19 protein-coding genes are annotated in these 20,845 nt (G+C 47.3%); 7 read left to right on the top strand and 12 right to left on the bottom strand.

The features are described from left to right. Window positions 1-20: 20 nt before the first annotated feature. Window positions 21-293 (bottom strand): EAL domain-containing protein, encoded by a 273-nt coding sequence (locus SHEWANA3_RS23885; RefSeq protein WP_279587693.1) that lies wholly within the window; start codon window positions 291-293, stop codon window positions 21-23. Continuing rightward, the gene (locus tag SHEWANA3_RS23880; RefSeq protein WP_279587692.1) at window positions 236-1,546 is read right to left on the bottom strand and encodes an EAL domain-containing protein; all 1,311 of its coding nucleotides are present in this window, start codon (window positions 1,544-1,546) and stop codon (window positions 236-238) included. The genes SHEWANA3_RS23885 and SHEWANA3_RS23880 overlap by 58 nt, the downstream gene beginning before the upstream one ends. Window positions 1,547-1,843: 297 nt before the next feature. Here SHEWANA3_RS23880 and SHEWANA3_RS04675 point away from each other — a divergent pair, with 297 nt between their 5' ends. Then, on the top strand, window positions 1,844-3,736 hold the full coding sequence (locus SHEWANA3_RS04675; protein WP_011716030.1) for a methyl-accepting chemotaxis protein: 1,893 nt from the start codon (window positions 1,844-1,846) through the stop codon (window positions 3,734-3,736). Between the two features lie 106 nt (window positions 3,737-3,842). Here SHEWANA3_RS04675 and SHEWANA3_RS04670 read toward each other — a convergent pair whose 3' ends face one another. Further along, window positions 3,843-5,240 carry a diguanylate cyclase gene (locus tag SHEWANA3_RS04670; protein ID WP_041412557.1) on the bottom strand — a complete coding sequence of 466 codons (1,398 nt, stop codon included), beginning with the start codon at window positions 5,238-5,240 and terminating at the stop codon, window positions 3,843-3,845. A 345-nt stretch (window positions 5,241-5,585) separates the two neighbouring features. Between SHEWANA3_RS04670 and SHEWANA3_RS04665 the strand changes: the two genes are divergently transcribed. Further along, on the top strand, window positions 5,586-6,479 hold the full coding sequence (locus SHEWANA3_RS04665) for a DUF72 domain-containing protein (RefSeq protein ID WP_049796043.1): 894 nt from the start codon (window positions 5,586-5,588) through the stop codon (window positions 6,477-6,479). Between the two features lie 12 nt (window positions 6,480-6,491). Here SHEWANA3_RS04665 and SHEWANA3_RS04660 read toward each other — a convergent pair whose 3' ends face one another. Then, on the bottom strand, window positions 6,492-7,961 hold the full coding sequence (locus tag SHEWANA3_RS04660; RefSeq protein ID WP_011716027.1) for an inorganic phosphate transporter: 1,470 nt from the start codon (window positions 7,959-7,961) through the stop codon (window positions 6,492-6,494). Between the two features lie 247 nt (window positions 7,962-8,208). Beyond that, window positions 8,209-9,024: a helix-turn-helix transcriptional regulator gene (locus SHEWANA3_RS04655; protein WP_041412556.1), complete on the bottom strand. Its 816-nt coding sequence runs from the start codon at window positions 9,022-9,024 to the stop codon at window positions 8,209-8,211. 83 nt (window positions 9,025-9,107) lie between these two features. Between SHEWANA3_RS04655 and SHEWANA3_RS04650 the strand changes: the two genes are divergently transcribed. Next, window positions 9,108-9,824: a GMP synthase gene (locus SHEWANA3_RS04650; RefSeq protein ID WP_011716025.1), complete on the top strand. Its 717-nt coding sequence runs from the start codon at window positions 9,108-9,110 to the stop codon at window positions 9,822-9,824. A gap of 87 nt (window positions 9,825-9,911) precedes the next feature. Here SHEWANA3_RS04650 and SHEWANA3_RS04645 read toward each other — a convergent pair whose 3' ends face one another. The 5 genes from SHEWANA3_RS04645 to SHEWANA3_RS04625 all read right to left on the bottom strand — a co-directional run bounded on the left by SHEWANA3_RS04645 (window position 9,912) and on the right by SHEWANA3_RS04625 (window position 15,377). Beyond that, on the bottom strand, window positions 9,912-11,588 hold the full coding sequence (locus SHEWANA3_RS04645) for a glucan biosynthesis protein D (protein ID WP_011716024.1): 1,677 nt from the start codon (window positions 11,586-11,588) through the stop codon (window positions 9,912-9,914). A gap of 256 nt (window positions 11,589-11,844) precedes the next feature. Further along, complete coding sequence (locus SHEWANA3_RS04640) at window positions 11,845-13,320, bottom strand: carbon starvation CstA family protein (protein ID WP_011716023.1); 1,476 nt, start codon at window positions 13,318-13,320, stop codon at window positions 11,845-11,847. Between the two features lie 227 nt (window positions 13,321-13,547). Then, complete coding sequence (locus SHEWANA3_RS04635) at window positions 13,548-14,024, bottom strand: GNAT family N-acetyltransferase (protein ID WP_011716022.1); 477 nt, start codon at window positions 14,022-14,024, stop codon at window positions 13,548-13,550. Window positions 14,025-14,208: 184 nt separating this feature from the next. Next, window positions 14,209-14,943 (bottom strand): LrgB family protein, encoded by a 735-nt coding sequence (locus SHEWANA3_RS04630; protein WP_011716021.1) that lies wholly within the window; start codon window positions 14,941-14,943, stop codon window positions 14,209-14,211. Then, complete coding sequence (locus SHEWANA3_RS04625; RefSeq protein WP_011716020.1) at window positions 14,943-15,377, bottom strand: CidA/LrgA family protein; 435 nt, start codon at window positions 15,375-15,377, stop codon at window positions 14,943-14,945. The genes SHEWANA3_RS04630 and SHEWANA3_RS04625 overlap by 1 nt, the downstream gene beginning before the upstream one ends. A gap of 120 nt (window positions 15,378-15,497) precedes the next feature. On the opposite strand from SHEWANA3_RS04625, the gene SHEWANA3_RS04620 reads away from it, so the two are divergent. After that, entirely contained in the window at window positions 15,498-16,388 is an 891-nt protein-coding gene (locus SHEWANA3_RS04620) for a LysR family transcriptional regulator (RefSeq protein ID WP_011716019.1), read from the top strand. 4 nt (window positions 16,389-16,392) lie between these two features. On the opposite strand, the gene SHEWANA3_RS04615 is transcribed toward SHEWANA3_RS04620, so the two are convergent. Further along, window positions 16,393-17,217 carry a hypothetical protein gene (locus tag SHEWANA3_RS04615; RefSeq protein ID WP_011623796.1) on the bottom strand — a complete coding sequence of 275 codons (825 nt, stop codon included), beginning with the start codon at window positions 17,215-17,217 and terminating at the stop codon, window positions 16,393-16,395. Window positions 17,218-17,591: 374 nt separating this feature from the next. Between SHEWANA3_RS04615 and SHEWANA3_RS04610 the strand changes: the two genes are divergently transcribed. The 3 genes from SHEWANA3_RS04610 to SHEWANA3_RS04600 are packed head-to-tail and all read left to right on the top strand — an operon-like array spanning window position 17,592 to window position 19,730. Beyond that, window positions 17,592-18,326, top strand: coding sequence for a basic amino acid ABC transporter substrate-binding protein (locus SHEWANA3_RS04610; protein WP_011716018.1), 735 nt, complete (start codon window positions 17,592-17,594; stop codon window positions 18,324-18,326). Window positions 18,327-18,331: 5 nt separating this feature from the next. Further along, on the top strand, window positions 18,332-19,012 hold the full coding sequence (locus SHEWANA3_RS04605) for an amino acid ABC transporter permease (RefSeq protein ID WP_011623798.1): 681 nt from the start codon (window positions 18,332-18,334) through the stop codon (window positions 19,010-19,012). Further along, window positions 19,005-19,730 (top strand): amino acid ABC transporter ATP-binding protein, encoded by a 726-nt coding sequence (locus SHEWANA3_RS04600; protein ID WP_011625361.1) that lies wholly within the window; start codon window positions 19,005-19,007, stop codon window positions 19,728-19,730. The genes SHEWANA3_RS04605 and SHEWANA3_RS04600 overlap by 8 nt, the downstream gene beginning before the upstream one ends. 366 nt (window positions 19,731-20,096) lie before the next feature. Here the strand turns inward: SHEWANA3_RS04600 and SHEWANA3_RS04595 are convergent, their stop codons facing one another. Next, window positions 20,097-20,780, bottom strand: coding sequence for a hypothetical protein (locus SHEWANA3_RS04595; protein ID WP_011716017.1), 684 nt, complete (start codon window positions 20,778-20,780; stop codon window positions 20,097-20,099). Window positions 20,781-20,845: the final 65 nt, after the last annotated feature.

Here is a 20,845-nt window from a genome sequence, read left to right as displayed (position 1 = left end):
CTCTTTTTTGTGCGTCCATCTTACTTTTTATTGGATAAGTTCTGGTAAAACGTCAGCAAATCCTCAAAGGCCAAAGGTTTCGCATAAAAATACCCTTGATGTTGATATACCCCTTTGGCGGCCAAATACTCCACCTGCGCTTGGGTTTCGACACCTTCGGCCACCATATCCATCTGTGACTCACGGCCAAAGGCGATAATGGCATCGAGTACAGCGCCCTTTAAGTCCTGCGTGCCTATGGTGTCAGTAAACATCTTATCGATTTTGATGCTGTTAATCCCAAGGCGCTGCAAATAACTAAAACCACCAAAGCCTGTGCCAAAGTCGTCCAGTTTAAAGTCATGGCACAGGGGGTGACCGCCTTCATTTCGGCCAAGGCTAATTCGAATTGAGTGATGGGTTTGCGCTCGGTCAACTCGAAGGAAATACGCTTAGCCCTAGGATCGGGATGAGACGAAAACCATTGGCTGAGTAAACCCAATTCTAAATGTTGGGCGACAATATTGACGCTGACCCAGCCCTTAAGCTGAGGCAAGTCCTGATATACCTGCTCCAAAATCAGATCGGTGATCGGCAGGATTAATCCCGAATCTTCGGCATAGGGAATAAACTGATTCGGCTGTACGAGTACACCATCGAACCTTCGCCAACGGACTAACATTTCCTGACCGACCACCTCGCCGCTGCGACAATCGATAATAGGTTGATAGTAAGGAATAAACTCTTTACGACTAATGCCCTTTTGGATCAGCATTCCCATAGACACCCGAGCCGATTGCCAATTCCAATAAAAAATCACCGCTAAAAAAGCCACAATAAGCGCAGAGATAAACAATACAACCCCAATCCGAGAAGCCTCTCGCCAATAAAGCTCATCCCCCGCCCTCAAGGTCAAAGTCACATCTAATACGCTGATATAACGCGAATCTTCGATAAAAGTTTGGGTTTGCAGTAAATCTTCAACGCCTCGCTCGAGGGAAGAAAGACCTTGGTAACCAATCATTAATTGGTAACAACCGTGGCATAGGGTAGATAGGGTTTCGTTATAGACAGAGCTATTAGTGAGCACCACTAACCTCTGCTCACCAAGATGAAAAATGTAAGCGATGCTGCGGGCTCTATCATTGGCGGCGACTGTGGTGGCAATATCCACCAATTGCGAATCGATAAATAGGCTGCGAAATCGGTCAAACTGATAATGCACCGGCGGGCCAATATTGGAGCATTGCCGGCCATCGGCGAGTTCGAGTTGAATAAAGCGTACGATTGCGGGGCTCAGTGAGGGGCTATTCAGTAGGGCAATATCCTCTGAATCACAACTAAAAGATAACTCGGCAAAAGCTTGTTCAACATTGCGCTGCTCAAAACCATCTAAACCACTCGCAAAATCGGTGGCAATATTATCGAGATCTTGGGTAAATCTTTTCTCCATGCTGTAAGACGTTAACCAAGGTTGCAGTGCGCTCGCCAGCAGGATAGGCAAAATAAATAACAGGCTTGTATGTAGCCAAGGATTTAAGCACCAGCGCGGAAAATTCCATTTCATATAGGGCCACTCATTGTATTAATCGGTGCTGTTTGCACTAACTGATCGTTCCCTCAGCGTATGCTCCATAGCGGCTAAAAGCTGTGCAATAAATCAAATTCGTCATGTTAGCGGTATAAACTCCTATAAAAGCAATTAGCTAACTCAATTGGCTATTTGCCGAGATTACACTCACAGCGCCATGAATTCCAATTTCAACCGTCATAAAAAGAGTGACTTATCTATTCATGCTTTCACACTTTCAGCCGCTATACTCTATTAACGTTAGACAGCTAACGGAATTTAAAGGAATTACATATGAGATCAACACTCAAAACCCGCTTACTCTTTAGTAGTCTCTTCGCCGTTCTCATTACTGTCGCAGTGCTGGTAAGCATTTCAAGTTACTTCATTAGAAATAATGCCTTAGAAAATACTCAACATGAAATTGATCAACTGGCGAACACCTTTGCCGAAGGTATTGGCCTGTGGATGCAAGATAGAAAAATGGCCATCACTAGTCTTAAAAAGACCATAGAGGCCGATCCCAGTGTGCAGATCACCCCCTATTTATTACAAGCCCATAATGGTATGGGATTCGCGCTGACCTATTTTGGAGATGAACAAGGCAACATGTATCGCCAAGATCCTGCGCTTAACGTCGCTAACTATGACCCCAGAATTCGTCCTTGGTATATGGATGCCAAAGCCGCCAATGCCATTGTGATGACCGCGCCCTATGTCAGCGCCACCTTAAAAAAACAAGTAGTGACCATTGCAGAACCTGTGACTGTCTCTGGTAGTTTGTTCGGGGTTGCCGCAGCTAACCTCACCATAGACCAACTCACAGATGCGGTGCAGCGCCTTCAAGTGCCAGGCAAAGGCTACACCATCATGGTGGACAAGACAGGGCTTATCATTAGCCATCCTAAAAGCCAGCTCAATAACGAACAACTCAATAAAATCGATAACAGTTTTACCCCGAGCTGGTTATCTCAACGTGCCAACGCCAATACCTTAGAAGAGCGCGAACTCGATGGCGAGACCCAACTTATTTATGTTGCGGCTGTACCATCCACCGATTGGGAATTAGTTTTCGTAATGAATAAAGACGAAATCATGTCGCAGGCCACCACACTCGCCTGGTGGATGTCCGCCGTCGGTGCTGGCTTACTGGTGATTTTCGGCTTAGTCCTAGTCGCCATCTTCAAGATCCAATTTAAAGACTTAGAACGCGTTGCCTTGGCACTCAATGATATTGCCGAAGGGGATGGTGACCTGACGGTGAGAATTCACACCGCCAACAGCCACGACGAGATTGGCATCTTAGCTTCGGGCTTTAACCGCTTCGTCGAGCGTCTACACGGCATGATCTCAAGAATGCACAAGATTGCGGGCCAACTGGAATATCAAGCCCAAGGCAGTAGCGCCTCGGCCACAGATAATAGCCAGCGCATCGCCGTGCAGCAGGACGAAGTGACTATGGTTGCCACCGCAGTGACTGAAATGGCGAGCGCCACCGAAGAGATTGCCAGCAATGCCGAACACACAGCGCAAACGGCGCAGGATGCGGTAGGGTTGTCGAACCACGGCCAAAAACAAGTGATGCAAAGTCAGCAATCAATCCGCAACTTAGCCAATGAGGTCGAAACTGCGGGTCGTATTATCAGCGAGTTGAACGAACACTCGCAGAAAATTAATAGCATCCTGCTCACCATCAGTGGCATTGCCGAACAAACCAACTTACTGGCGCTGAACGCCGCCATTGAAGCCGCCCGCGCTGGTGAACAAGGTCGCGGCTTTGCTGTGGTGGCTGACGAGGTGCGCGTGTTGTCGCAGCGTACTCACTCCTCGACCCAAGAAATTCAAGCCATGATCGAAACCCTACAACAAACTGCGGGTAAGGCGGTTAAATCTATGACTCAAAGTCATGATATGGCTGAAACCAGTGTCGCCGACGCTAATTCGGCCAGTGAGAGCCTGCTACAGATCAGCAAAGCCATTAATGAGATCTCGGATATGGCGAGCCAAATTGCCACGGCCGCAGAGGAGCAAACCTCGGTCACCAGCGAAATTAACCGTAATACCGAATCGATTCGTGAGGTCTCTGAAAATCTCTCTATCGAAGCACAAAGCTCTATGGTTCAGGCGCAGGAATTGGCTCACTTAGCCGCCTCGCTGCAACAGGAAGTCGGCCGCTTTAAGCTATAAATGCACCAACGGCTTATGCCGTAACGCATAGCAACGCTATAAAAATCCCCGATAATCTTAAACTTATCGGGGATTTTTATTTATGCTAAAACTATCTCTTTTACGCTTAGAGATGATGCGGGCTCAAGGATTCAAAATAGCAGGTCTTTAAGCCTTGATAGCCCATTTCAACCCGATTCCCCCCATTACGCTTCGCCTTATACATCGCCGAATCGGCGCAGGACAGCAGCTGTTTTTCATCCTTACCATGTTCGGGATAAAGGGCAATGCCTATGCTGGGCAAAATATGGATCTGTTGATTGACTAATTCGAAGGGGTGGTTAAGCACTTCAAGAATTTTTTGGGCAACGAGCAGGGTATTCTGCGCCGAATCGACACGTTCCAATAGGATCACAAACTCATCGCCACCAAAACGAGCAACCGTATCCGAGTTTCTGACGCATCCCAAAATCCGCTGGGCGGTGATTTGCAGTAACAAGTCGCCCACACCATGGCCATAGGTATCATTCACCCATTTAAACTTGTCTAAGTCCAAATAGAGTAAGGAGAAATAGCTCGACTCACGATTCGCGCGTGATAGCGCCTTCTGGAATCTGTCATAAAACAACTCACGATTTGGCAAATGGGTGAGTTGGTCATAAAGCGCAATATGCTCTAAACGCGCCAACATCTGCCGCCGCTCAATCGCAAAGGCAATTTGGGTCGACACAAATTCCACCAGCTCGCAATCTTGCTTAGTGTAGGCCCGAGAATCCGGAGTGCTATGCATGATCAGCGCGCCAATTATGCCCTTTTGTAGCTTTAACGGGACCCCAAGCCAGCTAATAGGTTGATTTTGAAAATCTTGCTCCTGAGCATGGGAAACTGGCATGGCAACCGGACAAATCAGCAGAGACTCGGCGCTTTGGATCACTTGCTCGGTAAACAGATCGAAGCTGGCACACTGCGCCCGATTCTGCTCGCCAACCCCAACACGATAAGGAAAATCCAGGTCATTAAGATCTTGATCATAAAGCGCAATGGCAAAATTCGCCGCCGGTAATAACTTGGCCATGATCTGATGAATATGCCGATACAGGGCTAAGAGATCTTCGGCCACATGCACGGCTTCTGAAATTTCATAGAGCGCGGCTTGGCGCCGCTCGGCAATTTTATTCTTAGTGATATCACGAGCCACGGCAATCCGCTGCTGACGGTCCTCGGACCAACGGGCGGACCAAAGAATATCGACAAGAGTACCGTCCTTTCGTACATAACGGTTTTCAAAGTCGAGCTTAAAACGCCCTTCCATGATGTCATTGGCTGCGGCGAGAGTCCGTTCCCTGTCCGGTGGATAGACAAGATCTAACATCTGCATGCCGAGCATTTCGTCCGGGGTATAGCCAAAAATACGTTCGGCCCCCGCACTAACAAACTCAAAGTGCCCCGTTTTATCGACGACACAGATGGCATCCAATAGCAGATCAACAAATTGGCTTAGGGAAGTATAACCATCGTTTTTCACACAACTCTCCAACCATGCCTGCGGCTCATTTACATCATCATACTGAGGCAATTTATCCCCAGTCGTTAAAGCTCTCACCACACAATAACATACTATTAGAGTAGGTTAATTATTATGACAGTTCCACGCAGGCTTAAACACTAAACCAAGCACTGTAAGTTGAGGGTAAAAGCGATTTGACCTAGATAAAGGGATTTGAGCACAATACTCACATAAAGCGGCGATGATAAGCCCGCAACGCTGTTTTATCCATTGAATATCAGGCAATAAGTTTAACTAGGAGCATTTTTGGCATCACTCAAGTCCCCTTGCCATACTGCACAAAATTTACGTCTCGGGCTTGCCATGTGGTCGCATAACCATTGGCAAGAAAGTGTTTATGGTTCAAGCACTAAACAAGCTGAAAGACTTGCTCGCTATGCCAGTATCTTCAACACAGTGGAAGGCAACACCAGCTTTTACGCGACGCCAAATGCGCAAACAGTGATGAATTGGCACAGCGCCACTCCCGATGATTTTCGCTTTACCTTTAAACTGCCACAAACCATCACCCATCAAAAGCAGTTGCAGGATTGTCAGCAGGAGTTATTGGCCTTCTTCCAAGTGATGTCGCCCTTGGTTGAAAAAACTGGCTTGTGGAAAATTCAGCTTCCCGCTTCCTTCGGCCCCGAACAGCTGCCAGTGTTAGCAGGTTTTTTTGATCTTTTACCGCAAGGTTTAAACTATGGCGTCGAGGTTCGCCATTTAGCCTTTTTTGCCAAGGGAGACGCCGAGCGAACACTGAATCGCCTGCTGATGGACAGACAAATCAATCGCATCATCATGGACAGTCGACCGCTGTTTGCCCTGCCGCCCGCCAACGAGGCGATTATTGATGCTCATAAGAAAAAGCCACAGGTGCCCGTTCACGCTATCGCGACCGCCCATACGCCCGTGGTGCGTTTTATTGGCCAAACGGATGGCACGATTGAAGCATTGGCGGCGAGTAACGATAAATTGCAGGTGAAGAATAACGATAGCTTTTTTAACAACTGGCTAAGGCAACTCGCACTCTGGATAAAAGAGGGGCGCGAGCCTTATCTGTTTATTCATACGCCCGATAACCAGACCGCGCCCGAATTAGCGGTACGTTTATACCAGCAGTTGCAGCAACAACTGGCCGATGAGGTCAGCTTGCCCACTATTCAGTTGCATAAAGCGTTGGCAGAGTCTGCCGCGCAGATGCAACTGACGTGGTAAAAGGACTTTAGCTTAACCCCAGAGCGCGTTAGCCAAGATAAACACCAATGCAGATAGGAGCATGGTAATCGGCAGTGTCAGTACCCAAGCTAATAAAATCTGCTTAATGGTTTGGCTTTGTAGGCCTGAGCGATTGGCCACCATAGTGCCCGCCACCGCCGAAGACAGAATATGGGTGGTTGAAACTGGCATCCCCGTCACGCTAGCAATCCCAATCGATGCCGCCGCCGTCACCTGCGCCGCAATCCCTTGGCTGTAGGTCATCCCCGAGGAGCCTATCTTCTCACCGACGGTATAAACAATGCGGCGCCAACCCACTAAGGTGCCACAGCCCAAGGCCGTCGCAATGGCCACTATCACCCACAAAGGCGCGTATTCGGTTGACTTAGTTAAGTCCTTACGCCATTTATTGAGTGATGTTAACTCCTTGGCGGGTAAGTCTAATTTTGCCACTTTACGCGCAGTATCATCGATACAGAGCAGCAAGCGGCGCACTTCACGACGTTCTTCGACACTCATCTCTTGAAAACTGCTGGCCTTATCTAAACGGCGATCGAGCAGCGACATAGCCGGTAATACGGTTTGTGCCGAGCAGTGGCTCAGTAAAGTGTCAGTCACATTCACTTGGGCTTTAACATCCACCAGATCGCTAATCACAGCTTGATTGCGACTGTAGATAGCCATAATGCGGCGGTTAGCATCCTGTGTTCTTTCTAAATCATAGGATTGGCTACTCATGTCGAGGGCAAAATACGCTGGCGCCATACAGATCAGTACCAGCATCACTAAGCCAATGCCCTTTTGGCCATCGTTAGAACCGTGGGCAAAGCTCACCCCCATGGCCGAGGCAATCAAACTGACGCGCGCCCAGAACGGCGGATGGCGTTTGCCATTAATCTGAAATTGTTCATCGGGGGTGCGGTGGATCTTGTGCTTTTGCCACACAAACTTCATTAGCAATAACAGTACCCCCGCCAACACAAATCCCAGCGTGGGCGAAATGATCAACGACAGCATAATTTGCGTGGCTTTGGTAAGATTAATGCCGTGCAGTACAGGTTCATTGTGTATCCAGGCGAATGCGCCGCCAACACCCATAATCGAGCCAATCAGAGTGTGGGAACTGGAGGCCGGAATACCAAAATACCAAGTCCCTAAGTTCCAAATAATGGCCGAAAAGAGTAGTGAGAACACCATCAACAGCCCTTGGGTTGAATCCATTCCCAGTAAAGAATCGACCGGCAAGAGATGCACTATAGCGTAGGCGACGCCAAGTCCACCGAGCAGCACTCCGGCAAAGTTGAACAGGGCTGAAGAAATCACCGCGAGGTTGGCAGGCATTGCCTTGGTGTAGATGACTGTGGCAACAGCATTGGCGGTATCGTGGAAACCATTGATAAATTCGTAGGCCAGCACAAATAACACCGCCAGCACTAAAGCTACCGACCAACCCAGGCCGATAGAAGTCAATATCTCAAACATGAATCGCTAACCTATAACGAGGACGCCACAGGTTACGCCTAAGGTTGGCCTCTTTGACAGTGAAAAATTATTTAGATTTGCAAAAAGTGAATCAGTCCTCAATAACTCTGTTACATACTTGCATTTAACACTGGCTTGATTTTATTCTGCGCCCATGAACACTCAGGCCAAAAAGCACTCAAAATATTGATTAAATTTAATAAATTCTAACTGGATAGAGCATTCTTTACCATAAGTCGTAATAGCGTTATATCCCATGATCGCCTAACCGAAATCGCTGTGGCGTCATCCCAAAACGCTCCTTGAAAGCTTTGATATAGGATGAATCATTTTGATAACCAATTTGGTGGGCCACATTCTGTATTGATAGGTTAGTGGCCAATAGTGATAGCGAATAGATCAACCGTAAATGTTGGCGCCATAATCCGAAGGAAGAACCAAACTCCCTAACAAATAACCTCGACAATGTTCGTTCCGATGCCCCAACCATCTCACCCCATTTCGCTAAAGATAAATCTAAAGCTGGCGTTTGAGTTAAGTGCTCAAAAATCAATTTTAGGCGCCTATCTTGTGGTATCAATAACTTAAAAGTCTGTCCCTCTGCACTATTAATTTGATCGTATAACACCTCAAGCAAACGCTGTATTGTCGGCAGAGCTATTGGTTCAACATTCATTGAGGTATTAAAAACACATTGTTTTCTGATCGTTAACACTAATTCCCTTAGAAAAGCACTCATAGCGACGGGTTTTATCGTGGCGCCATAATCTCGACCACACATTGGATTCAGATAGACACCAATAAAACAAGTATCAGTAATCGCAACAGACTCATGTATCACCCCTGCTGGCACAAAAAGCGCTGTGGTATGGGGAACTAAGAACAGTGCCCCATTTGCTTCTGTCTGTAACAGGCCTTGAAGCGGAAGAATAAGCTGATGCCAACAGTGCTTATGTAAAACATCCACATACCCCTTCTGCATCTCAATCGTTTTTACAAAGCAAGGCATATTAGGTGCTTGCTCAATAATAGTATTAATCGAATCAGGTTGGCGACTTAACATTATTACTTGTCCATATGACGTTATTCGGCCAAATAAAAGAATTGTAGCATAGCGTAATCCCATAAAAGACACAGGAAAACTCAATGCAGATTCATTGCATTATTCATGAAAGCTATGAAGGTCCAGGATATTTTAATGATTGGGCCGCCAGCAAAAACTACAAAATGAGCTTTAGCAGAGTCTATCTAGGTGAAGCCCTCCCCGAAGATACTGATGGTTTTGATCTGTTAATTATCCTCGGAGGCCCTCAGTCTCCCGCCACATGCCAAAGCGATTGTCCATATTTTGATAGTCAAGCAGAACAAAGACTTATCAGGCAAGCTATTCAAACAAATAAAGCCGTTGTGGGGGTTTGCCTTGGCGCACAATTAATTGGCGAAGCATTAGGCGCCCGTTATCAAAAGAGCCCACATGCCGAGATTGGTTATTTCCCCATAGAGCTAACAGCAGCAGGTAAAAATGATATTAACCTTAAGACATTTTCGACAACCGAAATAGTCGGCCACTGGCATAACGACATGCCAGGCCTCACTCCCAATAGCGAAGTACTCGCCACCAGTGAAGCTTGCCCACGACAAATTGTGCGTTACACAAATTTAGTTTATGGATTCCAATGCCATCTTGAATTTATCAGTAGTCAATTAACGCCACTCATTGCCCAAGAACAGGCTTTTTCCAGTACGCATACCATGCCATACATTCAAAGCCCTGAGTTCATCCTGGAGCAATCAACGACTCAGATGAATCAGTTGCTAGGGCATTTTTTAGATAATCTAGTCTTAGCCTATCAAGCGGTATAAACACCATACTGAGTAAAAAGTAGCTAAGGCCAAAACAAAAACGCCAGCACAGGGCTGGCGTTTTAAGATTTAAAACTGAGTCACGGCTTACTGCAGATGACCGGCGTTATGCAGCTCACGCTCGTTCACTGGTGGTGGTGTCCACTGGTACATCCAAGTCTCAGTTAACGGCTGACCATCTACCTCTAAGTAAACTCTGAGGTTAATTGGCTCAACGCTGTCTTCTGGCGGCACTAGGTCAAACATAGCGCGGTAACCGTTAATCGCATGTTGTGGGCGAGCAGATTCGATTTCTACACGACCCTGAGAGGTCGAAATCACCGCTTTCACTTGGGTATCTTTACCCAGCATAGGTAAGGAACCACCAGCAAAATCAATCACAAAGCGCTTGCTATAGTACTTACGCTTTTGACCAACCACACCACCAATACCGGTAAAGGTATCGACTACGCGGGCACGGGGTGACTGCACGGGTGGAATACCGCCCCAGTACATGTTGTAGCTGTAGAGTAACTCTTGACCCGGTTGAATGGGCTCAGCAGGGTTCCAAAACGCCACGATATTGTCGAAGGTTTCATCCAGTGTTGGAATTTCCACTAACTGCACCGAACCTTTACCCCAGTTACCAGTTGGCTCAATCCACAGGCTTGGACGCTTCTCGTAGAACACACCATCATCTTGATAATGGTCGAAGTTACGGTCACGCTGCATTAAACCAAAGCCCTTTGGATTCTCATCGCTGTAGGCATTGAAACGCAGGTTGCTTGGGTTGCCCAGCGGACGCCAAATCCATTCACCGTTACCCGTGTGCATGGCAAGACCGTCTGAATCGTGGATCTCTTGGCGCCAGTCGTAACCGGTGCGGCGATCGTTTTCACCCACCATGTACATACTGGTCAGTGGTGCAACGCCTAAACGTTCGATGGCCTTACGCGGGTAAATCGCCGCATCGACCTTCATTTTTAAACGCTCACCCGGTTCGATATCAAAACGGTAAGCCCCTGTTACACTTGGTGAATCTAACAGAGCGTACACAGTCGCAATATTAGAACCCGGTTGTGGTTTCTCTAACCAGAAACGGGTAAACATAGGGAATTCTTCAGGCTTAGGCAGCGCAGTGTCGACCGCTAAACCACGGGCAGATAGACCATATTGCATTTCTTGACCTACGGCGCGGAAATAGCTGGCCCCTAAGAAGGCGACCACGTCACGCTGCCAGTCGGTATTAAACTGCATTCTAAACCCAGCAAAGCCTAGGTCTTTCGGTAATTGGCTACCCTTTACCTTGGATTTACCGTAATCGAACATGGAAGACGAATATTCGATCAGCTTTGCCTTGCCATTTTCCAATTGGTAAATATGCACAGGCGTATCGAAGTACAGACCTAAGTGGAATAACTCGGCGCGAAACTCCGAATCATCCTCACGCCACAGGGCGGCTTTTTTCTTGAAATGAAACTGCTGGTAATCATCCCAGCTCATGCCCTGTAAGCTTTTTGGCAACTCGCCCTTATGGCTCACATAGGACTCAGCCGCCAACGTATGGGCATAGCCTTTCAACCAGGCGTAGCTAAACTCTTCTTCCTGCGGCGCACTCGCCTTACCCGCTGCACAAGCAGATAAGCTTAACAACACGCTGCAAGTGAGTAGCACACTGCCCACCATGCGTTGTAAACGGCTACGGGTAGACTGAGCTTCCACCGACGGCATCACCATCGGCTCACGATTTAAATGTCTTTGTTCGGGAAATAAATTGGGTTGCATAAGCAGACTCTGATTTGGTGTAACTTCCTGACACTTCTCTGCAAAAGTAAGCAATATTGCAGTGACTGCCCTGTGGAGAACTGTTGATGACAGTGATAACCATACCTCTATCTCCATCAGTTCGCCAGAATCTAACATAATTTCGACGCAATGGAATATGTCACAGTGACAATATTCAATACTGACGCCAGTTTATGAAAATAGTATTAAAAAGGGCTGCAAAATGCAGCCCTTAGCAGTCATAAAACCAATGAGGTTAAGAGTTTGTATCCAGCACGGTTTTACGTTTGTTATGGGCAATAATCAAGGCCACTAAACACACCACGCCGACCGCAATCCCCACGGGTTGGCTCAGAGATTGAGGCAAACCTAAACCAATGCCCGCCGTCATGATGTAAGAGATGGTCACACAAGTTCCGGCAATCGCAGGCAAACTCACAATCCAATGGAAGCTGCCTCTATCGAACAGGTACTTAGTCGCCAACCACAGCACGCTTGTCGATAACAGCATGTTTGAGAAGGCGAAATAACGCCAGATCAAGGAGAAGTCGATCTTAGTCATAAAGTAAGCGATAGTCAGGATAGGCGCAGCCACCAGCAAACGGTTACGCATACTCTGTGGGATGTTAAAGGCGTCGATAATGGTGAGGCGCAGCGATCTAAATGCAGTATCACCCGAGGTAATAGGGAATACAGCCACCGCAATAATCGCCATTACACCGCCTAATACACCAAGATAGCTAGTGGCCACTTGGTTAACGACCAGGCCTGGACCACCTTGGTCGAGTAAGCTCTTAAGCTCAACATAACCACCTGGGAAGGCTGCAATACCCGCAGTCGCCCACACACAAGCCACAACACCTTCAGCCACCATAGCGCCATAGTAAACGGGGCGAACGTATTTCTCGTTGGTCAGGCAGCGCGCCATAATAGGTGCTTGAGTCGAGTGGAAACCACTGATTGCACCACAGGTAATAGTCACAAACAGCAATGGCCAAATCGGCAAACCGTCAGGGTTTGGCTCGAGTAACTCATTGTTGTAATGGCTGTGATTGAAGTAAGCAAACACATCGCCCATTTCGGGTAACTGTGGCGCGCTGATCAGCAGAGCAACCGCAATCGAAGTGGTCATAACGATCATCAACAGACCAAAAGCAGGGTAAAGCTTAGTGATGATCTTATCGATTGGCAGCATAGTGGCTAAGAAGTAATAAGCCAAAATCACTAACACCCAGAAGGTGTTATTGCCAAAAATGGTGTCTTTAAAATAGTCTAGGTTACTTAACAGGCCCGCAGGGCTCATGATGAACACCACGCCCACGAAGAACAGTAACATCGCAGTAAACAGCAGCATCACGCCTTTAAAGTAGACATTAAAGTAGTGACCAGCGATTTCTGGCAGGCTCTTACCGTCTTCTTTAATGCTTAACACACCCGAGAAATAGTCGTGTACCGCGCCGCCAATAATGTTACCTAACACAATCCAGAGTAACGCCACTGGACCATATAAAGCACCTAGGATCGGACCAAAAATCGGGCCTACACCGGCAACGTTTAAGAATTGGATCAAAAACGCTTTGGCGGGGTGAACGGGCACATAGTCCACACCGTCTTCGAATCTTGCTTGGGGTGTTTGCGCTTTAGGATCAATCCCTGCTTGGCGCTCAACAAATGGGCTATAAAACTTGTATGCCAGCACTAAGAGCGCAAGGCATAAGAAGAAAATAAACATTATTTAATTATCCATACTTTAGTAGGAGGTGATTAAATGGAGAGTTTCATTGAGTTAGCCAATGAGGTCAAGCCATCAGGTACTAGACTAAAGTCGGGTTGATAAATCTAAATTTACGATAAAACACGTATATCTAAATAGATTTATTAAATAATGTATCGGCTCTCAATATGCCAAAATCTCAGGTTAAGGGCTTTAAGCCTTTGGTTAGTGTGATGGTTTAAGCATCAGCGCAGCACAAACTCCAACAAAGGCGCCACATCGTCCGCCTCTTGAATGAGTCTGTCCATCTTTACAAACCCATGGCGCAGCAACACCCGCTGGGACGCAAGATTATGCTGTGCTACATGGGCAAAAAGCGGCCTTGAGGTCACTAAAGGTAAAAACGCGCTTAAGGTTAAGGTTGCTACCCCACGCCCCCAAAATGCGCGGTCAATCCAGTAACCAATCATCGCCTGACCGTCCATATGCCAATGGCCAATATTGCCAACCAGCAAGCCATCGACTTCTATCCCCCGTGCCAGTACCGACGCCTGTCCGAGAATATTTTGCTGCCAATGAAGGTAAAATGCCTCACGATCCCGCGAGGGAAATTGCGCCAATTGGGACGCAATCGGATCCTGTTGATGGGTGAAGATCAACTCCAGATCGTCTTGTCCTATGGGTCTCAATGTCACATTCGATACCCGTGTTTGCTTGTCCATCCTATGTCCCTATTCGATTTAATTTAGTGTAATTCTATTTCGACATTCGCCGCCAGTTAAAAAAATGGGCGCATAACCCAAGCAGAGGTTAGCGCCCTAAGAGGCAAAACAACATCATTTAAACTAACAAAATCACATTAAGGTGGAGAGGGTTAACGCAAATTCAGCACATCACTCTCGAACACTAACTGAAGATCACAGCAAATACGGGCGCGCCCAGCACCATAGCAATCCCGATAAAAATCATGGTCAAACTGGCAATAACGCCCTCTTGCTGGCCTAACTCACTGGCTTTTGCGGCGCCCGCACCGTGGGCCGAAGCGCCCAATGCCACGCCCTTACCTAAAGACGTACGAATGTGCATCAGCTTGAACAGCGGCTCACATACCAACATGCCGATAATGCCGGTGATGAGCACCATCATGGCGGTCAGTTCTGGCACTCCGCCAAAGGCGCTTGTCGCTTCCATCGCAAAGGGCGTAGATACCGAACGCACCAACAAGCTCTTAGACAGCTCGACCGGCAGTGGCACAAATTTCACTAACAGCCAGCTAGAAATCATGCCCAGCAACAATCCCGCTATCACCCCAAGGGCAATGGTCAGCGGATATTGGCGAATGAGTTTACGCTCCCGATAAATCGGCAAGGCAAATGCAATCGTCGCTGGTGCTAACATCGCCATTAACCAATGGGTGTATTCAAAATAAGTCGGCAGTGGAATATCGAGATTAAACACCAAGAGCGTAATCACCACGGGCGCAAGTACAATCGGCGCCAACCACCACACACGGTGGAGCCTATATAAACGCTTGGCCGCAAAGTAACAGAATAGCGTTAATAACAAGCTGATAAGTGCCAATCCCGTCTGCGAAAACAGTAATTCAGAAATCGCTGCAGGGCTTAAGTTAAGGCTCGACATTAGGCGGCCTTAGCATGGCGACGCGCATGCTTTTTGATATTGAGTTGACGCTCGAATCGAAATACTCGGTCAACCACAAATCCCGTGCCCACCATCACGCACACACTGCCCATGACTAAGGTGAAGAGAATATTCACCCCATATTGCTCAAACAGGCCTTCGTACTTGATAACTGAGATCACTGGCGGAATAAAAAACAGCAGTAACTCACCAATCAACCAAGCGGCACCAAGCTGCACCGCATTTTCAGGGATTAGCTTAGTCGCCAGTAAAATCAGTAAGATACCTAAACCTAAAACACTACCTGGCACAGGTAAATGCGCCCAAGTGGCTAACCAATGGCAGGCGAAAGACAATAAACAAAAGAGGCCAATTTGAGTTAACAATAAAGCCCCATGACGGCATCGACGTATTGCGGCTTGTAGGAAAGACATGCGGTTTCTCGATTTACACTAAAGTTGCTATGGGAATATTTTAGGCTTGCCTATTCAATAAAAAAAATGAATATTAAGCATGTAATCCATGAATTTTAAGAATGTATTATCGAGGCGAGAATGGATCTTAAAGTGCTGCGTTATTTTATCGAGATCATCGATGCTGGCGGTTTCGGTAAGGCCAGCGAAAAGGTTCACCTCACCCAACCCGCCCTCTCCAAGGCGCTGCGCCAATTAGAGGAAGAACTCGATCTGGTACTACTCGAGCGCGGCAAACGTGGCACTCAGGTTAAGCTCACCCAAGCGGGAGAAGTGGTCTATCGCCATGGTAAGGAGTTACTCGCAGGGCGACAACGCATGCTGGCCGAACTCAGCGCCCAGCGCAGTTTAACCGCAGGCGAATTAAAACTCGGTCTCGCGCCACTCGGCAGTGCTGAAATTTTTGCCCCTATCATTGCCAAATATCGCCAGCAATATCCGCAAATTGATATGCACCTGCTGGTGCGCGGCGGCGTGGAGCAAACCTTAGCGATTCAAAAGGGGGAAATTGAACTGGCCACCGGGATTATCAACTTCGACGATGGTTACCACGGCATTCGGGTGTTTAACGATCCCATGGTGGTGGTGCTGCCCAAGGAGAATCCCCTCACCTCACAAGCTATGCTGTCGATCCACGACTTAGTCGACGAGCCGCAAGTGATGTTTGAAACCGAATACACCTTGTATCAACTGGTGTTAACCGCTTGCCAACACGCCGGATTTACTCCTAAAAACATCACTCGAGTCAGCCAAGCCGACTTCGGGATCGCCCTTGTGGCGGCGGGCACGGGCGTGATGATACTGCCGCGCTCTATCGCGCGGCGTTACAGCGTATCTGGGGTGGTGAATATTCCATTGGCGAGCGATGAACTGCGCTGGGAGTTATCACTGTTTTGGCGCAAAGAACAGGTATTGTCCTTTGCGGCACAGGCGATGATTGCGTTAGTGGAGAAACACTTAACGCAAAAGTAGCTCACTACCAAGGCACGACTAAGCTAAAGCGCACTAAGGTATCGTTATCCCAAGGCAGAATGGGCAAGTAGTCGGGTGAGTGCACACTCTCCTTGGCATAGTGGTCCAGATTGTATTCGGTATGCTCCACATACAGTAACCACTGGCTACCCTTCTCCCAATAATCCGTGTCGTAACTCATGCTGAAGCGATATTGATTTTCAAGCCATTTATCACCGTCGTTCCAGTTTTGCGCGGCAAAACTCATGTTTAATTTAGGCGTGATATCAAAACCAAAACTGCCCATTAAGGTGTAAGCGAACTCGCCATTACCAAAATCGCCCCGATCGTAACCACGGGTACGGGGCACGTCGTCATCGATTTCTAAATAGTAATAACCCGCGCCCGCCTTTAACTGGGCCTGCGATTCCTGCCCCTTATAATTGGCGGTTAATTCAGGGAATAGCTTGGCTTGCTTTTCGATAGAACTCACAGTGTTACGTTTACCCTGTAGGTCCACTTGCCATCCGAAGAAGAAGCGAGGATCGATATGGTAGAACTCACCCGAGGCCACATAGTCCGATTTAAACCACACGGGAATATGGTCGGGGTCGAGATCGTCGGTATCAATGTCGATAAACATATCCAGCATGGCAGACAGGTAAATATCCGATGCCGTGGTATGTTCAATCATAATGTTGCCGTTAAATCCAAAGGTATGTGAACTCTCCTGTTCCACAATAAAATCGTGTATCCCCATGGTGTAATGCCACTGGGTCGATTCTTCTGCACTGACCGAAGTTGCTAGACCCAAAAGGAGTGCCGCTGGTGCCAGAGTTAGGTATCTCACATTTCGCTCCATAAATTGCTATTTGATCCTGCATTAAGATTAGATTAACTGGGCATAATTTAATGAAGTTTTTACAATTTTTGTTAGAAATCGTTCATCACCAACTATTTTAGCCGTAAAAATGAATAAAAAATGATATATCCCGCACAAGTGAAAGCCGAAAATTGCTATTCACGGTCATCCTAAACAATTCACTAACGCTTTAAAAACGTATCTATATCAAACACAGCCAGCGTTGTAATCACAAGTGTTTAGGCATACAACAACTGCGACCTGATATGCATTTTTAATCATTTTTAAAGCATAATTATTGAAATAAGAGCGTCGCATCCCTATAGTCGCCACATTGCGAGTCATTCAAAAGAGAGTCTTAAATGAAAAAATCCATGTTATTAGGCGGCCTAGCCCTCACTGCCACCTTGTTGTTAGCTGGATGTGGGAAAAGCAACGATATTTTAGTGGTTGGCACCAATGCGGCCTTCCCGCCCTTTGAATACGTTGGCGGACAAAGTGGCGACGAGATCAAAGGCTTCGACATTGAGCTTGCCAAACGAATCGCTAAAGATGCCGGCAAGACGCTCAAAGTCGAGAATATGAAATTCGATTCACTGATCGTGGCGCTAAACTCAGGCAAGATTGATTTTATCGCCTCGGGCATGACCATCACCCCGGAGCGTCAGGCCAGCGTTAACTTTTCGGAGCCCTACTATGAGGCGACTCAAGTGCTGCTCGTGAATAAAGATAACGACACCATTCATACCCTTGATGACATTAAAGACAAACACTTTGCAGTGCAGCTCGGCTCAACCGCCGATATGATGTCTAAAAAATACACCCAAAATGTCACCGCCTTTAACACCGGCTTCGAAGCCATCATGGAACTGAAGAATGGCAAAGTCGACTTAGTGCTATTCGATAGCGAGCCTGCGGCGAACTATCTGGCGAAAAACCCCGATCTCAAACTGATCAAGCTGGACTTCCCCCCAGAGTTTTATGGCTTTGCAGTGTCAAAGCAGCAGCCTGAACTTCTCAATAGCATTAATAACACGCTGAAAAACTTGAAAGAAAGCGGCCAATATCAGACGCTCGTTTCAGCCCATATCAAGTGATCCCTATGTTAGAAGCAATCAATACTTCGCTGTTTAGCCCGATTGGCGACGACGGCATGATAGGCATACTGCTGATCCTAAACGGCTTAAAAGTCACCTTGATTGTGACCTTCTTCGCCATGTTATTAGGCGCAGTATTAGGCGTGGGTACCACACTGATGAAGATGTCATCAAAGTGGTATATCCGCTTCCCCGCCGAGCTTTATGTTGGCGTGATCCGCGGTACGCCAGTGGTGGTGCAGTTAGTGATCCTTTACTTCATCGTGCTGGCCGCATTCGATGTCGATAAGGTCACCGCTGCCATCATCGCCTTTGGTTTAAACAGCGGCGCTTATATCTCTGAGATTATTCGCGCAGGAATTCAAGCCGTTGATAAAGGTCAAACCGAAGCGGCACGCTCACTCGGCCTGTCGCAGGCGATGACCATGAAGCTAATTATTCTGCCGCAGGCGATTAAGAATATTCTGCCCGCGTTAGGTAATGAGTTTATCGTGCTACTCAAAGAAACCGCCGTAATTGGCTTTATTGGCGGCGTGGATTTAATGCGGGCGGGTGAGATTATTCGCAGCCGTACTTTTGAAGACAGTATCCCACTCTTTACCTGTGCACTGATTTACCTGTTCCTGACCTACAGCTTCACATTTATGCTGTCGAAATTCGAAAAGAGGTTGAAGCAAAGTGATTAACATAACCAACCTACACAAAAGTTACGGCGATAATGCTGTTCTTAAGGGCATCAACGAACATATTCGCCAAGGCGAAGTGGTGAGTGTTATCGGCCCTAGCGGCAGCGGTAAAAGCACCTTTTTACGTTGCATCAACCTGTTAGAAAAACCCACCCAAGGGGATATTGAAATCGAAGGGCAATCCATTACCGCCAAGGATGCCTGTGTCGACAAATTACGGCAAAAAGTGGGCATGGTGTTCCAAAACTTCAACCTGTTCCCCCATAAAACCGTATTGCAAAACATTACCTTAGCGCCAGTGAGCCTAAAGTTAATGACCCAAGCCGAAGCCGATAACAAGGCGTTGGCGCTGCTTACTCAAGTGGGGTTGCAGGATAAAGCCAATGCCTATCCTTCGAGTCTCTCGGGTGGACAAAAACAAAGGGTTGCCATTGCCCGCGCGCTGGCGATGGAGCCGGATCTGATGCTATTCGATGAGCCCACCTCGGCACTCGACCCCGAAATGGTCGGCGATGTACTGGATGTGATGAAGGACTTAGCGCAAAAAGGCATGACCATGGTGATTGTCACTCATGAAATGGGCTTTGCACGCGATGTTTCCGACAGAGTCATCTTTATGGATGGCGGCTATGTGGTGGAGTCCAATATCCCCGAGGAATTATTCACCCGCCCCAAAGAAGCCAGAACCCAAAGCTTTTTAAGTAAGGTGCTGAGGTAATAAAGACTTATACAACATTGAAAGTTGAACAATGGTATTTGCTCGATGACACGCCGAAAGCTTTGAGACACTTAAAAGCTGGCTCTGATTGATGGATGAGTCATGGCATTCACTCGACGACTCGCAGCAAGTCCATCCGTGGATGCTCGACCGCCCCGTCCATGGGGCGGACGGTCGTCTCGCAAATCACCATGACTCTCCTGTTTAACATCGGTGTAGTCTGGTTGTTTTAAAGAAGATATTGACTCGTTTTGGGACAAAAGCGCGTTACATATTTTGCTAATTTAGCTTGTAGAGAATTATCAGAAGTATGGCAAAACCTCCAGTCCAGTGACCATTGTTTGTTAACCACTACACCTCCTTACATTAACGCTCCATACTTGCATACGAACGGAAAGCTCCAGCTCTTGCGTTAGAACCCGCGTTATGTAGACCTAAAGCTTGGCAAACCTGCTTGTAGTACTGAGGGTCAATAGCTGCCCCAAAGTTCCATGACATCTCGCCATCGTGCATAGTCAAGTCGCCTGTTAGTGTCGGATATTTAGTCCACAGCTTATTAGCCCGAATCCATGCTGACAATTGTCCACTAGTTGAGAACCCTTGGCTACGTGCAGCTACAATCAGGGCATTGAGTTCAGAATCACGAACTTCACGTGCTTTACGAAGAGCCTCTTGCTGAATGCGCTCCTCAGCTTCACGAGCACGTTTCTCTGCTTTAGCTGCTTCATAGATCTTAATATTCTCCGCTACTTGTTTAATGAACTCGGCGTTACCTTCACGAATATCTTGAGGGATGTCGGATAGCTTGATCCACATCTGCTTAACGGCCTCGCCTTTACGAGTAGTTTCTGTAGTGAGCCAGAAGCATAGGTCTTCTTGAGGTGTAGCTGATTTCAGTGTGGATTCAAACTTCTTAGCCTGTTTGATGTGAAAGAACACTTCTTTAGAACCTATGATTGCATGGTGAATGAATTTACATTCCGAGAAGATGAAACCGAAGCCACGATCGTCTTTGTAATTTTTGATCTTACCGAATTTAAGTTGTTGCATAATAACTACCCTTTCAATTCACAGGCCCCGCGAGTAAGGTTCGGGACAGAACCTTGCCCGTGAAT

Origin of the sequence: Shewanella sp. ANA-3 (assembly GCF_000203935.1) — a bacterium.
GTDB lineage: Bacteria > Pseudomonadota > Gammaproteobacteria > Enterobacterales > Shewanellaceae > Shewanella.
The sequence above is the reverse complement of the archived record's forward strand: the minus strand, read 5'-3'. Positions and strand labels throughout refer to the sequence as shown.